19 protein-coding genes are annotated in these 20419 nt (G+C 58.0%); 7 read left to right on the plus strand and 12 right to left on the minus strand.

Annotated features, from left to right (window positions below; all coding sequences use genetic code 11):
- Positions 1 to 192: 192 nt before the first annotated feature.
- Complete coding sequence (locus ACJA3S_RS22400) at positions 193 to 1107, plus strand: histone deacetylase (RefSeq protein ID WP_406820029.1); 915 nt, start codon at positions 193 to 195, stop codon at positions 1105 to 1107.
- A gap of 148 nt (positions 1108 to 1255) precedes the next feature.
- Complete coding sequence (locus ACJA3S_RS22405; RefSeq protein ID WP_406820030.1) at positions 1256 to 2491, plus strand: TIGR03862 family flavoprotein; 1236 nt, start codon at positions 1256 to 1258, stop codon at positions 2489 to 2491.
- Positions 2492 to 2611: 120 nt separating this feature from the next.
- Here ACJA3S_RS22405 and ACJA3S_RS22410 read toward each other — a convergent pair whose 3' ends face one another.
- Both ACJA3S_RS22410 and yedA read right to left on the minus strand, forming a co-directional pair.
- Complete coding sequence (locus ACJA3S_RS22410) at positions 2612 to 3943, minus strand: DEAD/DEAH box helicase (RefSeq protein WP_225779341.1); 1332 nt, start codon at positions 3941 to 3943, stop codon at positions 2612 to 2614.
- 55 nt (positions 3944 to 3998) lie between these two features.
- Entirely contained in the window at positions 3999 to 4919 is a 921-nt protein-coding gene (gene yedA, locus ACJA3S_RS22415; RefSeq protein WP_406820031.1) for a drug/metabolite exporter YedA, read from the minus strand.
- Between the two features lie 154 nt (positions 4920 to 5073).
- Between yedA and ACJA3S_RS22420 the strand changes: the two genes are divergently transcribed.
- Complete coding sequence (locus ACJA3S_RS22420) at positions 5074 to 5523, plus strand: Lrp/AsnC family transcriptional regulator (RefSeq protein WP_406820032.1); 450 nt, start codon at positions 5074 to 5076, stop codon at positions 5521 to 5523.
- Here ACJA3S_RS22420 and ACJA3S_RS22425 read toward each other — a convergent pair.
- From ACJA3S_RS22425 to ACJA3S_RS22435, 3 genes are all read right to left on the minus strand, one after another.
- Positions 5520 to 6125, minus strand: a complete 606-nt coding sequence (locus ACJA3S_RS22425) for a PolC-type DNA polymerase III (RefSeq protein WP_406820033.1) — start codon at positions 6123 to 6125, stop codon at positions 5520 to 5522. The two genes, ACJA3S_RS22420 and ACJA3S_RS22425, sit on opposite strands and share 4 nt — an antisense overlap.
- Positions 6126 to 6134: 9 nt before the next feature.
- Complete coding sequence (locus ACJA3S_RS22430; protein WP_170032818.1) at positions 6135 to 6614, minus strand: NYN domain-containing protein; 480 nt, start codon at positions 6612 to 6614, stop codon at positions 6135 to 6137.
- Between the two features lie 146 nt (positions 6615 to 6760).
- A complete protein-coding gene (locus ACJA3S_RS22435; protein ID WP_406820034.1) occupies positions 6761 to 7516 on the minus strand; it encodes a DUF2076 domain-containing protein in 756 nt (251 codons plus the stop codon).
- A 165-nt stretch (positions 7517 to 7681) separates the two neighbouring features.
- Between ACJA3S_RS22435 and ACJA3S_RS22440 the strand changes: the two genes are divergently transcribed.
- Positions 7682 to 8329, plus strand: a complete 648-nt coding sequence (locus tag ACJA3S_RS22440) for a YciC family protein (RefSeq protein WP_406820035.1) — start codon at positions 7682 to 7684, stop codon at positions 8327 to 8329.
- Between the two features lie 19 nt (positions 8330 to 8348).
- Here ACJA3S_RS22440 and ACJA3S_RS22445 read toward each other — a convergent pair whose 3' ends face one another.
- Complete coding sequence (locus ACJA3S_RS22445) at positions 8349 to 8981, minus strand: hypothetical protein (RefSeq protein WP_406820036.1); 633 nt, start codon at positions 8979 to 8981, stop codon at positions 8349 to 8351.
- 260 nt (positions 8982 to 9241) lie between these two features.
- On the opposite strand from ACJA3S_RS22445, the gene ACJA3S_RS22450 reads away from it, so the two are divergent.
- The 3 genes from ACJA3S_RS22450 (at position 9242) to ACJA3S_RS22460 (ending at position 14613) form a co-directional block, all read left to right on the plus strand.
- A complete protein-coding gene (locus tag ACJA3S_RS22450; protein WP_406820037.1) occupies positions 9242 to 9733 on the plus strand; it encodes a hypothetical protein in 492 nt (163 codons plus the stop codon).
- 21 nt (positions 9734 to 9754) lie between these two features.
- The gene (locus ACJA3S_RS22455; RefSeq protein WP_406820038.1) at positions 9755 to 10249 is read left to right on the plus strand and encodes a hypothetical protein; all 495 of its coding nucleotides are present in this window, start codon (positions 9755 to 9757) and stop codon (positions 10247 to 10249) included.
- Between the two features lie 407 nt (positions 10250 to 10656).
- Positions 10657 to 14613 carry an NACHT domain-containing protein gene (locus tag ACJA3S_RS22460; protein WP_406820039.1) on the plus strand — a complete coding sequence of 1319 codons (3957 nt, stop codon included), beginning with the start codon at positions 10657 to 10659 and terminating at the stop codon, positions 14611 to 14613.
- 90 nt (positions 14614 to 14703) lie between these two features.
- Here ACJA3S_RS22460 and ACJA3S_RS22465 read toward each other — a convergent pair whose 3' ends face one another.
- The 6 genes from ACJA3S_RS22465 to ACJA3S_RS22490 form a co-directional block, all read right to left on the minus strand.
- Positions 14704 to 16113 carry an amino acid permease gene (locus ACJA3S_RS22465; RefSeq protein WP_406820040.1) on the minus strand — a complete coding sequence of 470 codons (1410 nt, stop codon included), beginning with the start codon at positions 16111 to 16113 and terminating at the stop codon, positions 14704 to 14706.
- A gap of 114 nt (positions 16114 to 16227) precedes the next feature.
- Complete coding sequence (locus tag ACJA3S_RS22470; protein WP_406820041.1) at positions 16228 to 16575, minus strand: RidA family protein; 348 nt, start codon at positions 16573 to 16575, stop codon at positions 16228 to 16230.
- A gap of 69 nt (positions 16576 to 16644) precedes the next feature.
- On the minus strand, positions 16645 to 17361 hold the full coding sequence (locus ACJA3S_RS22475; protein WP_406820042.1) for an ABC transporter ATP-binding protein: 717 nt from the start codon (positions 17359 to 17361) through the stop codon (positions 16645 to 16647).
- Positions 17358 to 18131, minus strand: coding sequence for an ABC transporter ATP-binding protein (locus ACJA3S_RS22480; RefSeq protein ID WP_400810922.1), 774 nt, complete (start codon positions 18129 to 18131; stop codon positions 17358 to 17360). Before ACJA3S_RS22480 ends, ACJA3S_RS22475 begins: the two co-directional genes overlap by 4 nt.
- Positions 18128 to 19375, minus strand: a complete 1248-nt coding sequence (locus ACJA3S_RS22485; protein WP_406820043.1) for an ABC transporter permease subunit — start codon at positions 19373 to 19375, stop codon at positions 18128 to 18130. Before ACJA3S_RS22485 ends, ACJA3S_RS22480 begins: the two co-directional genes overlap by 4 nt.
- Positions 19376 to 19389: 14 nt before the next feature.
- Positions 19390 to 20328 carry a branched-chain amino acid ABC transporter permease gene (locus tag ACJA3S_RS22490; RefSeq protein ID WP_406820044.1) on the minus strand — a complete coding sequence of 313 codons (939 nt, stop codon included), beginning with the start codon at positions 20326 to 20328 and terminating at the stop codon, positions 19390 to 19392.
- Between the last annotated feature and the right edge of the window lie 91 nt (positions 20329 to 20419).

The raw sequence follows: 20419 nt of genomic DNA on the forward strand, positions 1-20419 counted from the left end.
CTTGTAGGAGCGGCCTTGTGTCGCGAAAGGGCTGCGCAGCAGCCCCAAGGTGCTGGCGTACATGCACAACGCGACGGGGCTGCTGTGCAGCCCTTTCGCGACACAAGGCCGCTCCTGCACGGCTCGCATTGCGATAGCAACCACAACCCCGGAACTGGCAAGATCAGCGCTGGCCCCGATTGCGAAACCGCCATGCCGCTGCCGCTGATCTACCACGAAGACTACAGCCCGGAGTTCCCTGCCGAACACCGCTTCCCGATGGACAAGTTCCGCCTGCTGCATGACCACCTGGTCGACAGCGGGCTGACCACCGACCAGGCCCTGCTGCGCCCGCAGATCTGCCCCAACGACATCCTCGCCCTGGCTCACGACCGCAGCTACATCGAGCGCTACCTGAACGGCGACCTGTCCCGTGAGGACCAGCGTCGCCTCGGCCTGCCCTGGAGCGAAGCCTTGGCCCGGCGCACCGTCCGCGCCGTAGGTGGCTCGTTGCTGAGCGCCGAGATGGCGCTGCAGCATGGCATCGCCTGCCACCTTGCCGGTGGTACCCACCACGCCCATTACGATCACCCTGCCGGCTTCTGCATCTTCAACGACCTGGCGGTGATCAGCCGCTACCTGCTGGAGGCCGGCCGGGTTCACCGGGTGCTGATCTTCGACTGCGATGTGCACCAGGGCGACGGCACCGCGCGCATCCTGCACGACACGCCAGATGCCATCACCGTATCACTGCACTGCGAACAGAACTTCCCGGCCCGCAAGGCGCAGAGCGACTGGGACATCCCCTTGCCACGCGGCATGGGTGACGCGGCCTACCTGAAGGTGGTCGACGATGCCCTGAACTACCTGCTGCCGCTGTATCGTCCCGACCTGGTGCTGTATGACGCCGGTGTCGATGTGCACAAGGACGACGCCCTGGGCTACCTGCAACTGACCGACGCAGGCGTTGCCGCGCGTGACGAAGCGGTGCTGCGCCATTGCCTGGGCCGCGACATTCCGGTGGTGGGGGTGATCGGCGGCGGTTACAGCAAGGACCGGGTAGCGCTGGCCAAGCGTCATGGCATCCTCCACCACAGTGCGGCGCGTGTCATCGGTTGTTCACAATGACTGTGGAGCCGCTTGTGGATAACCTGCGGGAAAGGCGCTGCAGTCCTTGATGGCCGAGGCCTGGAAGCACTTGATCATTTTCTGACCAGTGCTTCCATGGGCCACGCTGCGCTAGAATGCGCCTCTTTTCCACAGCCTGCTGCCCACCATGTCCGATCTGAAACCCGCCGCCCCTTCCCTTGCTGCCGTCATCGGCGCTGGCCCCGCCGGCCTGATGGCGGCAGAAGCACTGGCCCAGGCGGGCCTGACGGTGGAAGTGTTTGATGCCATGCCCTCGGTCGGCCGCAAGTTCCTGCTGGCGGGTGTCGGCGGCATGAACATCACCCATTCCGAGCCTTACCCGGCCTTCGTCGGCCGTTATGCCGAGCGCCAGGCCAATATCGACGCCCTGCTGCGCGACTTCGATGCCGAGGCCTTGCGCCAGTGGATTCATGGCCTGGGCATCGAGACCTTCGTCGGCACTTCGGGCCGGGTGTTCCCCACCGACATGAAAGCCGCGCCATTGCTGCGCGCCTGGCTCAAGCGCCTGCGCGACAGCGGGGTGGTTATCCACACCCGTCACCGCTGGTTGGGCTGGAATGCCGAAGGGGCGTTGCGGATGGCTTATCCACAGGGAGAACGGTTGCTCACCCCTGCCGTGGTGGTATTGGCACTGGGCGGCGGCAGTTGGGCGCGATTGGGTTCCGACGGCAGCTGGCAAGCGCTGCTGGCCGAACGGGGTGTGGATATCTCGCCGCTGCGGCCGAGCAACTGCGGTTTCGAAGTGGCCGGCTGGAGCACGCTACTGAAGGAAAAGTTCGCCGGTGCGCCGCTGAAGAACATTGCCTTGAGCGTCCCTGGCAGCACGCCGCGCAAAGGCGAGTTCATTCTCACGGCCCAGGGTGTGGAAGGCAGCCTGGTGTATGCCTGGTCAGCACCGGTGCGCGAAGCCATCAACCGTACCGGCCAAGGGCAGCTGTTGCTTGACCTGTTGCCGGACAAGCCGGTGGAAAAAGTCGCCCAGGCGCTGGCCAGGCCCCGTGGCTCGCGCTCCATGGCCAAGCACCTGCACAGCCAGCTGGGTATCGATGGGGTCAAGGCGGCGCTGTTGCGCGAACTGACCGATCAGGCGACCTTTGCCGACCCTGAAGCGCTGGCGACGGCGATCAAGGCATTGCCGATCACGCTGGTACGCACCCGGCCGCTGGATGAAGCGATCAGCAGCGCCGGTGGGGTGCGTTTCGAGGCCCTGGATGAAGGCCTGATGCTGCAGAGCATGCCGGGGGTGTTCTGCGCTGGCGAGATGCTGGACTGGGAAGCGCCGACCGGGGGCTATCTGCTGACGGCATGCTTTGCCAGCGGCTTGCGCGCCGGGCGGGCGGCGGCGGACTGGCTCAAATCCTGACACATACTCGATCCACTGTGGGAGCGGGCGTGCCCGCGAACACGGGCGAAGCCCGTGCCATGCATCGCGGTGCCTGCTTCGCGGGCATGCCCGCTCCCACAGGGGCCAAGCTTCCCCAGGCTACGGCTTACGCTTGCGCGGCCCACCGTTGAAGCTCGGCACCTTGCGCACCGCCTTCACCGCTGGCGCTGCACTGCCCGCCTCGGCACTGTCCATCCAACGCCCCAAGCCACGCTTGGCGCTGTTTTCCTTCGGCTTCTTGGGCTTTTTCGGCTTCTTGATCACCTGGCCGCTGGCATCGGTCATCGGTACGCGGTGGTCGGGAATGAAATCCGGCTCCTCATGCCGCGGCAGGGTCTGCCGGGTCAGCACTTCGATTGCTCCCAGCAACTGCACTTCATCGGCACACACCAGCGAAATCGCCTCGCCCTTGTTGCCGGCACGCCCGGTACGCCCGATGCGGTGCACATAGTCCTCGGCAACGATCGGCAGGTCGAGGTTGACCACCAGGGGCAAGTCATCGATATCCAGGCCGCGGGCCGCCACGTCGGTGGCCACCAGCACCTGGATTTCCCGGGCCTTGAAGCTGTCCAGGGCGCGCTGGCGGGTGGCTTGCGGGCGGTCACCGTGGATGCCGTCGGCATTCACACCCTCGGCCAGCAAGCGCTCCACCAGTTGGTCGACACCATTGCGGGTCTTGGCGAACACCAGCACCTGCTTCCAGCGTTGCTTGCGCAGCAGGTGGCAGAACAGGTCGACCTTGCGCTTCTTGTCCACCGGCACCAGCCACTGCTTGACGCTGCTGGCCGTGGCATTGCGCGGGCTGACTTCGATACTCAGCGGGTCATTCAAGGCCAGCCCCGCCAGCATGCGGATCTGCTCGGAGAAGGTAGCCGAGAACAGCAACGTCTGGCGCTTGCGTGGCAGTGCGGCGTACACCGACTGCAGTTCTTCGGCAAAGCCCAGGTCGAGCATGCGGTCGGCCTCGTCCAGCACCAGGGTCTGCACCTGGTTGAACTTCACCGCGTTCTGGCGGAACAGGTCGAGCAGACGCCCCGGGGTAGCCACCAGCAGGTCGACACCGCGACGCAGGCGCATCATCTGCGGGTTGATACTGACCCCGCCGTACACCGCGTAGGTGCTCAGCGGCAGGTTCTCGGCGTATTCGCGCACATTGTTGTGCACCTGCTCGGCCAGTTCACGGGTAGGGACCAGCACCAGCGCGCGGATCGAGTTGCTGGCCACCTTCTCGCCTTCCAGAGCCAGGCGCTGCAGCACGGGCAAGGCAAAGCCGGCGGTCTTGCCGGTGCCGGTCTGGGCTGCGGCCATCAGGTCACGGCCAGCCAGCACGGCGGGGATGGCTTTGGCCTGCACCGGGGTCGGGGTGGTGTAGTCCAGCTGCTGCAAGGTGCGCAGCAGCGGTTCGATCAGGCCGAGTTTGGCGAAATTCATGGCAATACCGTCAGGGGGTTCAGCGAAGGCGGCAAGTTTACCGCATCGCCCCTGTCTACTTGCAGATTTCACCTTTCAGCGGCTGCGCAGGTTCGGGCGCCCTGCGCCACTGCGGCAGGCCGATCAACACCACCGCGCCGATAATTACCGCCATCGCCACGCACTCTTCGGCACCGATCTGCTCCCCGGCAAAGATAATGCCCAGCAGCACCGCCACCGCCGGGTTGACGTAGGCATAGCTGGTGGCGGCCGCCGGGCGCACATGCTTGAGCAGGTACATGTAGGCACTGAAGGCCAGGATCGAGCCGAACAGCACCAGGTAGGCCAATGCCCCCCAGCCGGCGGCGCTAGGCATCTGTGTCATGCGTTCGCCAGACAGCACGCTGCCCAGCAACAGCACGGCACCACCGACCAGCATTTCCGCGGCACTGGCCATCGGCCCCTGGGGTAATGGCAGGGTCTTGCTCCACACCGAGCCGAATGCCCAGGACGCTGCGGCAAAAATGATCAGCGCCGCGCCTATCGGGCTGGCCTGCAGGTTGGAGCCCAGGTTCAGCAGGCCAATCCCCACCAGCCCAAGGGCGATGCCCGCCCATTCCAGCCTGGAGTTGCGGTGCCCGAACAGCAGGCCGAACAGCAAGGTAAACAGCGGCACCGTCGCGACTGCCAGCGCCGCCACACCCGAGGCCACCCCGGCATGTTCGGCCACGGTGACGCCGCCGTTGCCGCAACTGAGCAGCAGGAAGCCGATCGCCCCCGCCGCCCGCCACTGCGGCCAGGTCGGCGCCGGCACACCGCGCCAGCGCAGGAAGCCATACAGCAAGCCGCCGGCAATCAGGAAGCGTACCCCGGCCATGAGCATCGGCGGCCAGCTTTCGACGCCGATACGGATGAACAGGTAGGTAGACCCCCAGACCAGGTACAAAGCCAGGAAAGCGCCGATGAGCAACAGCGGGAAGCGACGGGAGGCAGGCATGGGGCACACTCGAAATCCGTTTACGGGTGGCTTAGTTTAGAAAGGCTGCGGTGTAAACTTAAGTTACAAAACTGCTTTAAATCGCCAGAACACTTTTTATTTCATGGTAATTCGGGCACTTTTCCAGCGAATCGAAACCAGGCAGGAACAACCCATGGACAAATACGACCGCATGCTGCTCGCCGCCCTGCTCGAAAATGGCCGTGCCACCTTCGCGCAACTGGCGCGCCAGGTGAACCTGTCGGCGCCAGCGGTGGCCGAACGGGTGGCCAAGCTGGAGGCCAGCGGGGTCATCACCGGCTACCAGGCCAAGGTCGACATGAGCAAGATCGGCCTGCCGATCCAGTGCGTGATCGAGCTACGCCTGGCCAGCCACGGTAACCAGCAGGCCTATGAAGCATTGACCCAGATCCCCCAGCTGACTGAATGCCACCGGGTCACCGGTGACCCCTGCGTGATCATGCAGGCCGCGGTGGGCTCGATGCCCGAGCTGGAAGAGCTGATCAACCGGGTCGCGCAGTTCGGCTTCAGCAAAACCTCGATCATTCTTTCCAGCGCCGTGGAACGGCGAGTGCCGCTGGCGCAGCTGGAGAAGAAGCCCTAGTTGTACCTGGCCAGGGTTTCGCGAACCTTCGCCGCCGGGGTTTTCTGCAGGCGGCAGAGCAGCTCGTGGGACAGCTGCTGCACACCGTGGCTGTGGCGCAGCACGCCGGCCAGGTGCTGCAACAGGTTGGCGGCCATTTCGGCATCGGCCATGGCCCGGTGCGCGGTCCCCGTATGCGGCAGCCCGGCCCAGCGGGTCAAGGTACCCAGCTTGTGGTTCGGTGCCGCCGGCAACAGGCGCCGGGACAACAACAGCGAACAGGCAAAGGCCTGGCTACGGCTACGGCCGATGCGGCTCAGTTCATAGTCCCAGAACTTCTGGTCGAACGCAGCGTTGTGCGCCAGCAGCGGGGTGCCGCCGACGAACTCGGCCACTTCGTTCATCACCTCGTCTACCGGCGGGGCACTGCGCAGCATGGCGGTGGTGATGCCGGTCAGCCCGGCAACGAAAGCTGGCACTGGAACACCTGCGTTCATCAGGCTCTGGTAGCGCTCGACGATGCGCCCGCGCTCCAGCATCACCACCGCCACTTCGGTGGCGCGGCAGCCAGCGCCGGGGCTGATGCCGGTGGTTTCAAAGTCGATGACAGCGATACGTTCCATGCAAGGGCCTCAGTGTTTGAGCAACAGCGCACCCTCGATGGGCACATAATGGGTGGCGGCACGGATCAGCGACAGTGCCGTGAGCCCGGGCACACCATACACCACTGCCTCGGTGCCATGACGCTGGATCACCCGCTCCAGCAGCAGGTCGAAGTCACCGTCGCCGGAAGCCAGCACCACCTGGTCGACACGACTGGCGGCATCCATCACGTCCAGGGTAATGCCGACATCCCAGTCACCTTTGGCCGAGCCGTCGCTGCGCTGGATGAAGGGCTTGAGCCGCACGTCGAAACCGAGGTTGCGCAAGATCTGCTGGAACTGCTGCTGCTTGCTGTCGCCACGATCGATGGCATAGGCCACGGCTTCGACGATCTGGCCTTCGCGACTGACAGCGTTCCACAACGCGGTGTAGTTGAAATGGCAACCGTAGGCCTGGCGCACGGTGTAGTAGAGGTTCTGCACGTCGGCGAACAGCGCGATCTTTTTCACCCTGGTGCCTCATATCCGGTCTGGGGATCCGGGGGCTGCGTTGCAGCCCTTTCACGACGCAAGGCCGCTCCTGCGGTAGGAAACGGCCTTGTGTCGCGAAAGGGGCGCCAAGCGCCCCCAGAAATGCTAGCAGTATGCCAGACCTGTCAGACGTACGAATCGTCGTCCGCGAAGAACCCGCCATCATCGCTGCCATAATCAGTGTCGGCATAACCACCCTGGTCACTGCCCCAACCACCGTTGTCGGCTACGTGCTGCTGTGCGCCCGAGTCGTTCCAGCCAGCGCTGTCACTGGCGGGTGCCGGCTCTTCCTTGATCACTTCGACCACCTCCTGCGGCTGCGCATCATGATGGAACAGGCTGCTGATGCCCTGCGCCAGCAAGACACCGCCGGCCACGCCGGCTGCAGTCTGCATCGCCCCACCGAGGAAACTGCTGGCACCACTGCGCGCCGGCGCGGCGGCAAAACCGGGCTGCTGCATTTGCGGTTGGGAATAGCCGGGGGCCGCTGGTTCGCGCCAGCCGCCAGCCGATGGTGCCGGGGCGGCAGCGACTGGTTGCGGCTGCACGGCCGCAGCTGTATTGCGGCCGCCCGAACCAAAAATGCTGGAAAGGAAACCACCGCCACCACTGCTTGGCGCGCTACTGGCGCGGGCGGCCTCAGCCTGGGCACGCGCCTGCTTCAGCTCGGCTTCCAGTTGCTTGTTCTGCTCGTCGAGGCGCTTGAGCGCAGCCTCCTGGACCAGGATCGCCTGGGCCATGTAGTAAGGTGCCGCCGGCTGCTGGCGCAAGTGCTCCTCGATACGCGCCTGAGCCTGAGCATCACGTGGCTGGCTCGGGTCCTCGGCTTGCTTGATACGGCTGAACAGGCCGTCGATCAGGGTTTGTTCTTCAGTATTCATGGGGCGACCTCGTGGGTAGCAGGACAACGGATAGCGTCAAAGATGAGGTCTGCAGGCGGGGGATTCAATTACGGCGGCGTGAAACTTTTTTCAGCAAATGACAGCCACAAGCCTGCTTTGGGCTAAAGTTGACTCCCTGTTTTTACTGCCATGCGATGTTGACCGATGAATCCGCTGAGCGTCCTGCGCGACTCCCTGTACTTCTTCCGCCGCCACCTGCCGAACATTCTCCAGCTGTGCCTGCCATTGGTGGTGCTGGAAGCGCTGTTTACCCAGCTGCTGTACCGGCAAATGGGCGACCAGGCATCGCCGGCCTACGGCATGCTGGTCAGCCTGCTGTTCTACCCGCTGTACAGCGCCGCGCTGATCCTGTACCTCGATACCCGCAGCAATGGCCAGGAAACACCCAAGCGCGACCTGCTCGCGCGTGCCGTGCAACTGTGGCCGCAACTTGCACTGCTGATACTGATCAGTTCACTGCTGATCATGGCGGGCCTTGCGCTGTTCATCTTCCCGGGCGTGTGGATCATGATCAACCTGGTGTTCGCCGAGTATTTGCTGGTATTGCGCGGCCGGCCGGTGGTGCAGGCGATGCGCGAAAGTGCCAGCATGACCACCGGGCATTTCATGCGCATCATGATTTGCGTGGTCGGCGTGCTGGCACCGATCTGGCTGATCGACGGGCTGCTGCTGATGGCCTTCCCCGAGCCGGCGCCAGGGGTTGAATTGGCCTTGGATAGCCTCAGCGGGTTCCTGCAACTGTTCAGCACGGTAGTGCTGTATCGGCTGTTCATGCTGCTGGAACCTGCCTGACCGTTGATATGCAGCAGGCTTACCCGATTGGTGTTATCAGGAACTCGGTAGGACCCGTGATATTGACGTTCAGGTGGTCGAGATAACCACCTTTTCGATCGGAACTTCTAGGATCACCCGGGTATTCACCTATTTCTACAGTCTGCCCGAGATGGTCTCGCCACCGGCAACGAAGCTGCTGTCCATCCCACGCAAGCGGTTGCAGCTTGAAGATGTTGATCGCATCAGCAGCGGTATACATACCGACATAGCCTTTATGGCTGCAGGCGAGCCGGCGCCCGTAGCGGCTTGAAGTACCACTGATCAGGTAGTGCAACCGCTCATTGTCTCTTGAGCGGAAATGGAATTTGAAGATACGACGGCCGTCCTCATACGCTTGGTCAGGGTCGCCTTTGATCAGCCAGTCCCAACGCCCAGGGACGATGGATTCGGCATAGTCCTCCTCTACGCTGAGCACTATCGGATAGGCGACTCCCTGGTCAAGCACATGAATGGTGCAATCAAACAGCTTCAGTGCCTCGAAGGACATCGGATCATCGGTGGAGATATCGCTGAGATTCATCGTGTAGAGCCTCAAAGATGTGAATGGGAAGAAAGGCAGCTGACGCCGCCTCACTCCATTCTTTTCATTGCTGCGGCCCAACATCAGCACGAAAAGGTTCCCGTTCGGTAGCCTCACATGCCGGACACCCCTCCGAACGCCACATAACCCGCGCCATGCAACGCGCCACGCCGCCTTGAGTGCCACAGTTCCTTCATGTTCCTCGGGGTTTGGCACGTGCCGTCGCCTCGACCACCCATGGGTCACCCGGCCATGCACAGCCTGGGGCATGAAGGAAAGTCTTCGTTCTGCGTAGTGCCCAGCCTTGGCAATAAGGTGATGAACCTTGCATGCCTACACAGGAGCACAGCATGGACGAACACATTCTTGCGAACTACGCCAAGTCGTTTCGCGGCAAGCTGTACCAGCGTGCCTTGGGCTCGGACATCCCACTGCGCCTGAGCCACCGCGACGACAAATTCACCTGGCAGATCCCCCCGGAAGATGACTGGCTGCAAGCAGGTGGCAGGAAAGAATCGCCGGTGATGGACTTTCGCTTCGATTCACGCACCGAAGACCGCCTGCATTACCACATCAGCATTGCAAGCGAGGCGGGAATTAAAAAACTCGGTGTCAGCCGCAATGGTTACCTGGGCTTTTACCTGCATGCCAAAGTCACCGACTACTGGAAGATCGAGCCACTGCATCTGAGCGCTGAAGGGCTGCTCTGCCATCTGCGCGACCAGCGTGGATACAGGGTGGGCGCCATACCGGATGGCCCCCACCGTAGCGGCGACAAGGTGGACCTGCTAAACGTCGACGAGGGTCAAATCGTGACCTTCCTGTTGAAACCTACAAACTGAACCTCACGGGTGGGCACCACGATGAAAGATATTTCCAGCGACACTTCCTGGCCGGCACAGAGTTTTCTTGGCCGCATCTACATGATCCATGGGGACCGCAAGATCCCGATCCATCTCAGCAAAGCAACCGATATCCCCGTGGCAAGCCTGATCGCCAACGATTGGTTGGAGTCTGGGGGCGATAAAGCGACCAAGTTCAGCTTCAGGTTTCATTCCAAGACCAAAGACCGACTGCATCATCATATCTTCAGCACCCATTACGCCGTGAAACGACAGCTGATGATCAGCGACAACGGTTACTTGGGCCTTTACCTGCCAGTAACACAAGGCGACTACTTCAAGCTCGAGCCCCTGGAAGTCACAGAACGGTTCATTCGATGCCGCTGGCGCGACCATTTGGGACACCAGGTGAAGGCTAAGGCCACGGAAACGTTTGCTTGCGACCACAGGGCCTACCTCACCGTAGGCGAAGGGCAGCTACACGAATTTTTGATCGAACGTAGTCTGCCAAACTGAATTGTCCGCTCGCTTCAGCTGCCGCGCGGCTTCGCCCGTGCGGTAGCTTCGGCCACCAACGGGTCGTCCGGCCAGTAATGGACCACATCATCTAACCTTCAGTAGATTGACAGAAATAATTTCTCGCAAAATCAATGCATTAAGGCGTCACTAGCTTCAGACATTGACAGTCAATACTGCCTGCAAACATTGACAGTTTTTCGCACCTCTGCGGGTGTGGATTGACACCGCTCTAGCAACATTCTGACTTGCATCCGTTCGCCCATTGACAGATTGGGCAAGCGTGGGCCCGAATTCGCGGACGGCAATGTGTCATCCAAAATGCTAACTTGATGTTCTATAAGGCAGGCCTTGAATCTCGGCAGGATAGAATCAGGTTTGGGCTCCAGGCGAGGCTTCGGAACGACATGAGTGAATGCGCAAACTTGATGGTGCACGAGATAATCGAACGGACTCTTTGGTACGAAACCCAAAACGACCGAGCCACGCTAACTCAGGGCGAGCTGCGTAAAAGGACCGAACCTTTACTCATTCTCGGAGAAGCGGGAATGGGCAAGTCACATCTGCTCGAATGGCTTGCTAATGCTCCTGGCTATGCACATTGCACCGCTCGCAAATTGATCAATCGTCATGACCCGAGATCACTACTTAACGACGCCAAAACTTTGGTGATCGATGCACTTGACGAAGTAAACGCCCAAAAAGAGGGTGATGCGGTTGACTCGGTGCTACGCCAGCTTGGAAGACTTGGCTACCCAAACTTCGTTCTGGCTTGCCGTGTCGCAGACTGGCGTAGCGCCACCGGGATGGAGGCTATTCGGGAACAGTACGCAGAGGAGCCGCTTGAGCTGCATCTAGAGCCCTTTAATGATGACGACGTGGCAAACTTCCTGAGCGCCTCGCTTGGGGCCAGTACTGCCAAGACGGTGATCGAGCATTTCAACACGCGCGGGCTCAACGGACTACTTGGTAATCCGCAGACCCTCGAACTCATCGCCCGGGTCGCCGGAGCGGGAAGTCTGCCTGAGACACGTAGCGAACTCTTCAGCCGTGCAGTTGAGGTGTTGCGGGTCGAGCACCGGGATTCAAAGGCCCACGACCAAGTCGCACGAGAAACAGGCCTCGACGCCGCAGGCGCTGCCTTCGCTGGCTTGATCCTTACTGGCAGCGAAGCCATCGTCCGAACATCCGCAGCCAACTCTGCTGAAGGCGAGTTGCAGCTTGCCGATATATCTAGCCTTCCTGGGGGCGAGCACATAGGGGCAATGCTTGGCACACGCTTATTCAAATCCGATGGCGCTGATCGCTTCGGCTATCTCCATCGTCGTGTCGGCGAATACTTAGGGGCTCGATGGCTTGTGAAACAGGCTGACACCACGCACAAACGCAGACGCCTGCTTTCAATGTTCCACAGCCACGGTCTCGTGCCGGCAAGTTTACGTGGCATTCATGCGTGGCTCGCTCATGACCCGGCTCTTGCTCCGGCGGTAATTTCCACTGATCCAATGGGCATAATCGAGTATGGTGACGCAGACGATCTCACAGTCGAGCAAGCTCGTTCGCTACTTCAAGCGCTAGAGCTCCTGGCTGCAGACAATCCTCGTTTTCGGGATTGGAGACCCTATTCCGTACGTGGTATCACACAAGCCGAGCTAATCGGGGACATACGGCGGTTGATTACAACGCCAGGCACGCCGTTTGGTCTATGCCTTCTTGTGCTCGAAGCAGTCAAGGGACAAAAGATTGCATCGCAGTTAAAAGATGATTTGCAAAAAATCATTCTCGACTCAGAGGCGATTTTCGCGATCCGAAGGGCCGCAGGCGAGGCTCTTTTCGAAATAGATGGTGAAAATGATTGGTCGTCTATTCTGCATTCACTACACAGATATGATGATGAGCTATCAACTCGTTTGGCCATCGAGCTGGCTGATGATATTGGCTACGAGCGGGTGGAGGACAGACTTATCGTCGAGTTAGTGGTCGCCCATGCCCTCAAAGACAGCAGTACAGTTGGCGTATTGCTAGGCTTAAAAACGCGGCTTCCTGACTCTAGGATTGAAGGGGTTCTTGACCGCTTAGCCGTAGCAGCACAAACACTTGGCAAACGGTACGACCGCCCCGGAAATGACGTCCTAACTGATTTCGCCTATCACCTTATCGCACGTCGCGTGGAAACCGGTGGCGTTACTGCCCAAAAGCTCTGGGCTTGGCTAGAACCATTTGATGCTAGCGTCGGATATCACCGCGAATCTCGTCAGCAACTCGAGGCGCTCATCCAGCGCGAAGATGGCTTACGCCAGGCCATACAGCGATATGTGTTGCTCGAACAACCGAGTAATCACAATCCCTGGCAGCGAGCCTGGCGATTGAACGAGCGGTCGTCAGCTTTTGCTCCCAGCGCCGCGGATGTGACTGCGTTACTCGATACGCTTGATCACTTGGATCACAGTGATGAGCGCTGGCGCGATTTGGTTCAGCTCACACCGCCTGGTGAAGATAACCATTCTGAGGTTCGCGCAGCTGCGAGGCGCTTCGCTGCGCACTCCGCTGAGCTATCAGAATGGATTGAGAATCTTGGTGTGCCGGTTTTGTCAGAGTGGCAGATCAAGCAAGCTGAAAGGGAACGGGCTCGCCAAGCAAAGCAAACTGAAGCGCATGCAGAACACCGCAAGTACTATGCGACTCATATCGAGGAGGTGCGACGAGGAAACTACCGCTCTATCATCGACCCTGCCAAAGCTTATCTCAACCTGTTCAATGACATTGGAGAGGATGTGCCAGCCCACAAGCGAGTCTCTCAATGGCTTGGAGACGATATCGGGGAAGTTGCACATGTAGGTTTCGAAGCTTTTATGCTGCTCGATCCAGCCATGCCCACGGCGCACAACATGGCGGAAAGCCTCGCACAGGGTCGGTACTATGAAGCCGGCTATATTATCGTCTCCGCACTCGCCGAGCGTTTTCGGAAAGCTATCGGGTTCGACGATCTGTCTGATGAGCGTCTTATGGCAGGTATGTTCGAACTGCGCCGCTCCCGCATTGACGATCACGCTGGAATTGTTGGGTTGAAAGATGCGATTGAAGCGGCTATCCAAGTTCGCGGCATTTGGGAGGATGCGATGCGGCTGTACCATGAGCCTCAGCTTCAGGCTAAGTGTACTTCCGTGGATGGCCTGTATGCGCTTATGCGAGACGAACGTCATGCTGAGCTTGCTGCCGAGCTAGCTACAGAATGGTTAGAACGCTTTCCAGATATGCCGATCGAACCGGAAACAGAATTGATTGATCGGCTTATCCGCACGGGAAGATTCGAGGCGTTACGCCGCGCCGCCGCAGGTCGCTTGGGTCTGACTGACCATGAGAGAAGGCGCAACTGGGAAGCGATTGGCATTGTCATTGATGATGAGCCAACTCTGGAGCGGCTTAATAATTCACCGATTGAGCCCGAGCTGCTTTGGCATTTGCGGAATCGCACAGGTGGCCGTTTCGGCGAGGGTACCGTCAAACATAGTCCCATGCAGCTTGAATGGATTATCGCAAACTTTCGTACATACTGGCCAAAGGTAGAACGTCCAATTGGAACTACCGGAGGCGATACAAACCCTTGGGACGCAAGCAACTATCTGACCCATCTCATCCATCGACTTGGTAATGATATCTGCGAAGATGCGGTCGCTGCTTTGGCGCGTTTAAGGTATGCTCCGAGCGACGGCTATACGGAATCAATCAAGATTGTTGTTGCAGAGCAATCACGCATGTGTGTCGAGGCAGTTTACGCCCCTCCCACACTTGAAGCGATAAACGCCATATTGTGTAATCTTATTCCCGTGACCGTAGCCGATCTACAGGCTTTAGTACTCGAGGAGCTCTCGATTGCCCAAGCTAAGATCAAGAGCGACGACGCCGAATCGTGGCGCGGCTTCTATGATGATAGTGGTGTACCTTTTGCAGAGGAACGCTGTCGTGATCACCTACTGGGGCTGCTCCGCCAGGGATCGAAATTGATCACGTTTGATCCTGAGGCTCACGTCGCTGCTGACAAAGAAGTCGATATTGCCTGCTCGGCGGGTACACTCCGAGTGCCGGTGGAAGTGAAGGGACAGTGGCACTCGGAACTCTGGAGGGGGGCAGACAAGCAGCTAGATGCGCTCTACACACCAGATTGGCGAGCAGAAAACCAGGGCATCTATCTCGTCCTTTGGTTTGGCGATCAGCAAGCAGCCAACAAGCGCCTTAGAAATCCACCACGAGGAATGTTAACCCCTCAAACAGCTGAGCAATTGCGGGAAATTCTTATTACCGGAAGCAAGTCAGCTGGCGAAGGACGTGTCGATGTATTCGTGCTTGATCTGGAGCGCGCCTAACATCAACCTTTAACCTGCACAGGCCATTTGTTAGTCGAGACGCCAGTCAGAAGCAGCGGTAGAACTCACCGCTGCTCGCTGGCTAAATAATTAGCGATGACTTTGCTCCAGCACAAGAGCATTATCACGCTCAGCGCGACTAGCCTTCCACCGTCGAATAACGTAGACCGTCATAATAAACAATGCCACTCCGGCCGTCATAAATGCCTGATATCGATATAGCTCATTGGTTAACATATAACCTAAAACCATTAATATCGCGCCAATTACGACCCATGTAAGCCACGGAAAAAGCCACATCTTAAATGACAGCTGGACGCCATTACGCTCTGCCCGGGCGCGCATTCGCAACTGCGACACCGCGATTACTAAGTACACCAGCAGCGCCATTGCCCCAGTAGTTGACAACAAAAAACTAAACACCTTTCCAGGAAAAAGGTAATTCAGCAAACATCCGGCAAAACCGGCAAGTGTGGAAAGCAGGACTGCGACAGTAGGTGCTCCATTCCTGGACACATACCTAGTAATCGGCAGCGCCTCCCCTCTTGACCCGAGAGAATAAAGCATACGCGATGCAGTATATAGCCCTGAATTCATGCAGCTGGTCACCGCTACCAGTACCACTAGATCCACGATTACCTTAGCCGCCGGCACGTGCAGCACCTCAAGCACGCGTTGGAACGACCCGACCTCAACTAAACGAGGGTCATCCCATGCCACTAGTGCGATCACCAGGAATATTGATACAAGATAGAACACGGCAATTCGATAAACAACCAGCTTCGTGGCGCGACGAATCTTTTCTTGAGGATTGGTGGTCTCAGCTGCAGCAATTGTCACCACCTCCGCGCCGAAGAATGAGAATATCGTAATCAACACTCCTCCAAGCACTGCTCCCCATCCGTTGGGCATGAAACCACCATTCGAGGTCAACTTCGACAGACCTGAAACTTCTGCTAGAGGCCAAACGCCTAAAACGGCCATCGCCCCGACAACGATAAACGCGATGATGGCTAGAACTTTTATCAGTGCGAACCAGAACTCGAATTCGCCGAAATTCTTAACACTGACTAGATTGCTACAAGCCAGAATAAGCATTATTGCAAATGCAAAAACCCAAGACGGAATAGAGGGGAAATATGTGTGGAGAATGTCCCCTCCGGCTATCGCCTCGACGGGTATGATCAGGACCCAGAACCACCAGTAAAGCCAACCGATGGTGAAACCCGCCCAGGGCCCAATTGCCTCCCCTGCGTAGGTCGAGAACGAACCACTGTTTGGATTGGCTACGGCCATCTCACCAAGCATCCGCATCACCAGAAGCACTAGTAAACCGGTCATAGCGTAGGAAATGAGAATTGCGGGACCGGCCGCTGCGATGGCGCTGGAGGAGCCTATGAATAGGCCGGCCCCAATGATTCCAGCAATGGAAATCATGGACACTTGACGCGAGGTCAAGCCATGCTGAAGGGAGCTCTGCTCATCAGTATGAAACGACATCATCTAAACCTTCGATCAACCGCGCCACAGCGGTGCTGTGGCGAGTTTTGTCATTATTTTTCTAAGCTCAGTCAAGCCATAGAATCGAGATTTCACTGACTGGTAGCGCTAGACTCAAACAGCTGCAGTGATGATGATTTCCACCAGCATCCCGGGCTTGGCCATTCTGACTTGGCCGCTCGAACGTGCTGGCGCTTGTTCTTTCACAACCCAAGCATCCCAAACTTTATTGACCTCATCAAAATCTCTAAGATCATCCAACCAGAGGACGGCGTTAAGGATCTTCGTCTTATCGGAACCGGCAATCTCCAGAAGTCTGTCAATTTTGTTAAGTACTTCGCGAGTCTGCTCAGCCGCTGATTGGCCAGGAGTTCCCACTTGCCCAGTCAAATACACTAAGCCGTTATGCTTGATGACGTGATGGACGCGTGTATCAAACTCGTAACGTTCTATATCGCTCAAAACAACATCCCCGTTCAGGCTTTTTATTCAAATCACGCTTACAATTATTGTCGCTGCTGAATATTCGCTTCACTCACCGAGGTAAGCTTTCTGCACCTGTTTGTCATGCAGCAAATCTTGGCAAGCTCCGGTCAAGGCAATGCGCCCTGAGTCAATCACGTACGCACGATCACACGTCTGCAGCGCTAGTCGCGCGTTCTGCTCCACCAGAAGCAACGTCACTCCGCCTTTCACTACGTCGCGAATCGTTTCGAAAATCTTCTGCACGATGATCGGTGCCAAGCCCATCGATGGCTCATCAAGCAGCAAGAGTTTCGGTCGCCCCATCAGAGCTCGTGAGATAGCGAGCATTTGCTGCTCACCACCGGACATCGTCCCCGCGAGTTGATGAGCGCGCTCTTTCAAACGAGGGAAAATTGCATACATACGTTCGATATCTGCGTTGACAGCATCTTTGCCATCTGTGCGAGAAAAAGCGCCCATTTCGAGGTTTTCGTGCACAGTCAGCTTGGGGAAAATTCCTCTCCCCTCAGGCACGAGTGCTAACCCTTCCCGGATCAAATCGTGACTCTTAATGGTTGCGTGTGTTTTGCCAGCAAAGATGATCTGACCTGCGCTGGGTTTCAGGAGACCAGCCAATGTTTTAAGGGTGGTGGTTTTGCCCGCCCCGTTCGCACCAATGAGAGCGACCATCTCGCCTTCAGTGACCTGGAGATCAATGCCTTTGATGGCCTGAATAGCCCCGTAGGAAACCTTGAGATCATTCACTTGCAGTATGCTTTTCATGCTACGGCCTCCGAACCCAGGTAAGCCTCAATGACTCTCGGATCCTTCTGAACATCAGCAGGGAGTCCATCAGCGATTTTGCGTCCAAATTCCAAAACGGTTACTTGATCGCACAGCCCCATCACAAGTTTCACATCGTGCTCAATCAACAACACCGTTTTGCCGTCAGCCTGCATCTTGCACATGAGTTGGCGTAAGCCCTCTGTCTCCGAAGCATTCATGCCCGCAGCAGGCTCATCCAAGGCGATCAGCTTGGGCTCAGTAGCCAGTGCGCGGGCAATCTCCAAGCGACGCTGATCGCCATAAGAGAGATTCTTTGCCAATTCGCCAGAAAGATGAGCGATACCCACATAGTTCAGCCAATGCCTGGCGGCTTGCCGAATTTCACGCTCTTCCCTCACGCATGCCGGTGTCCGCAGGATCGCCCCGAAAACGCCACTATGGGTACGAACGTGTCGGCCGATCATCACGTTCTCGAGCGCGGTCATGTTGTGAAAGAGACGAATGTTCTGGAAGGTTCGTGATATCCCAGCTTCCACCACTTTATGAGGCTTGCTAATCCGCAACGGTTTACCGTCGAAAACTACCCTGCCCTGCTCGGCTTGATAAAGCCCAGTCAGTACGTTGAAAAGCGTGGTCTTGCCTGCCCCGTTGGGGCCGAGCAAGCCGCGGATTTCGCCCCGACGGATATTGAGATCGATACCGTGCAGTGCTTGCAGGCCGCCGAAAAATTTGCTGACCTGGTGAAGCTCCAGAAGGACGTCGCTCATGCCTTGTTCGCCTCTTTAGCCGTATGTTCAAAAGACGCTTGCGTACCCGGTGCGTGGACAACAGTACTCAAGGCTGCAGTTGGGGTTTCAAGCTCAGGATCACCTTCCTGAAGCTCGGCACGACGACGATCGGATGGCCACAACCCTTCAGGTCTAAAGCGCATGACCAAGATGAGAGCGAAGCCGAACACAAGCATCCGCAGAGTCGAGGCATCGAGAACATTGCGCAAAATATCGCGACTGATGAAGGTGACGTTATCCATTACCCAAGGCTGGACCCAGTTCACCAGATCGCGGAACAGCTCAGGCATAACTGAAAGAATGAGCGCCCCAAGCACGACGCCTCTGATCGAGCCCATACCGCCCAGAACAACCATGGCGAGAACCATAATGGACTCCATGAGTGTGAACGATTCCGGACTAACGAATCCCTGATAGCTGGAGAACAGCACACCCGAAACCCCACCGAACGTGGCACCCATGGCGAAGGCCAGCAGCTTGAGGTTTCGCTTATTGAGCCCCATAGCCTCTGCAGCTACCTCGTCCTCGCGCAGCGCCATCCAAGCGCGACCGATACGTGACACTTCCAATCGCTTGGACAAGACGATGCAGAGAACCACGATGAAGAGGAAGAACAGGTAGTAGCTGATTACCGGAGAGACATCGAGTCCAAAAAGGCTCCAGTTCTGTTGCAGGGAAAGCAGAGGCGCTTTTCCTTCTCCCGCTGCGTGGATCCAGGGTCCCCCATCAATGTGCAAAGGGGCAATGTTGCTGATGCCCTGAGGACCATTTGTGAGATTCACAGGCTGGTCGAGGTTATTCATGAAGATCCGAATAATCTCGCCGAAGCCAAGCGTCACAATGGCGAGATAGTCGCCCCGAAGTTTCAGCACAGGCGCTCCGATGAGCACCCCACATACCGCGGCAACCACTGCTGCGACCGGAATGATGACCCAGAGGGGCCAGTCCAGGACCCCCGCCGTGATGCCAACCATATTCAGGTGGGGCGAAGCCAGCAGGGCGTACAAATAGGCTCCGATTGCATAGAAGCCGATGTATCCCATGTCCAGAAGACCGGCGTACCCGATAACGATGTTGAGGCCCAGTGCAAGCAAAACGTAGAGCATCGCGAAACCAAGAATACGAACCCAGGTAGGGCCCAACACCGGTATCGCATCGACGATGAAAGGCAGAGCTACGAACGCAAGAATGAGCAACAGATAGTGAGCTTTAGGACTTTTCATGGTGAGTTGCCCTCTTATGCCCGATCAGCCTGGCGTTCACCAAGCAGACCGTTGGGCCGGAACAGCAGCACCAAAATCAGGACTGCGAACGCAAAGATGTCTTGATAGTTGGCCCCCAAAAAACCTCCGGTGAGTTGACCGGTATAGCCTGCCGCTAGCGATTCGATGAGACCCAGCAGCAGGCCACCCGCCATAGCACCAAATAGGTTGCCGATACCACCGAGCACAGCCGCTGAGAACGCCTTGAGACCAAGCAGCAGTCCCATGTACGCATCGGCTTGTCCGTAGTTGATCGCGCGCATCACGCCCGCAATGGCGCCCAGGCTGGCACCGATCAAAAAGGTCGCAGAGATGACCCTGTTGATGTTGATGCCCATGAGCCCTGCAACTTCCTGGTTCTGTGCAGTTGCGCGCATGGCCTTACCCAAGCGGGTCTTATCAACCAAAAGCCAGAGGCCGAACATGATCACAACAGCGATGAGCATGATGGCTAGCTGGACATTGGTCATAGTTGCGCCGAAGACATCAACCGGCTGCGTTTCCACGACCTCAGGGAAGGTTTTATAACCCCGCCCCCAGATCATCATCGCCAGATTCTGCAAAGCGATGGAGATACCAATCGCCAGAATCAAAGGGGTCAGTCGAGGCGCTTTGCGCAACGGTCGGTAGGCGTATTTTTCCATGCCTTGCGCCAACAGCATGCAGACCACTGCTGCAGCCATGATGGCGATCAGAAGGGTTACGATACCGGGGGCAAATCCTGCGCCGGCAAGCATCGTGAGAACGGAAATGGTCACCATTGCACCGACCATGACGACTTCGCCATGGGCGAAGTTGATCAAGCCGATGATGCCGTAAACCATGGTGTAGCCCAGCGCTACAAGAGCATAAATGCTGCCCAGCACAAGACCGTTGAGCACCTGTTGCAACAGAATATCGAAATTACCGTCCACGAGCTGAATCCTCGAAACTGCGTTGACGACAACACAGGCGTTAGCTGTGTTGTCGGGACTGGCAGATGGATAAAGTCTTTTTGTTTTTTTT

It is taken from the genome of Pseudomonas sp. KnCO4, from assembly GCF_045344305.1.
Taxonomy (GTDB): Bacteria; Pseudomonadota; Gammaproteobacteria; order Pseudomonadales; family Pseudomonadaceae; genus Aquipseudomonas; species Aquipseudomonas anuradhapurensis.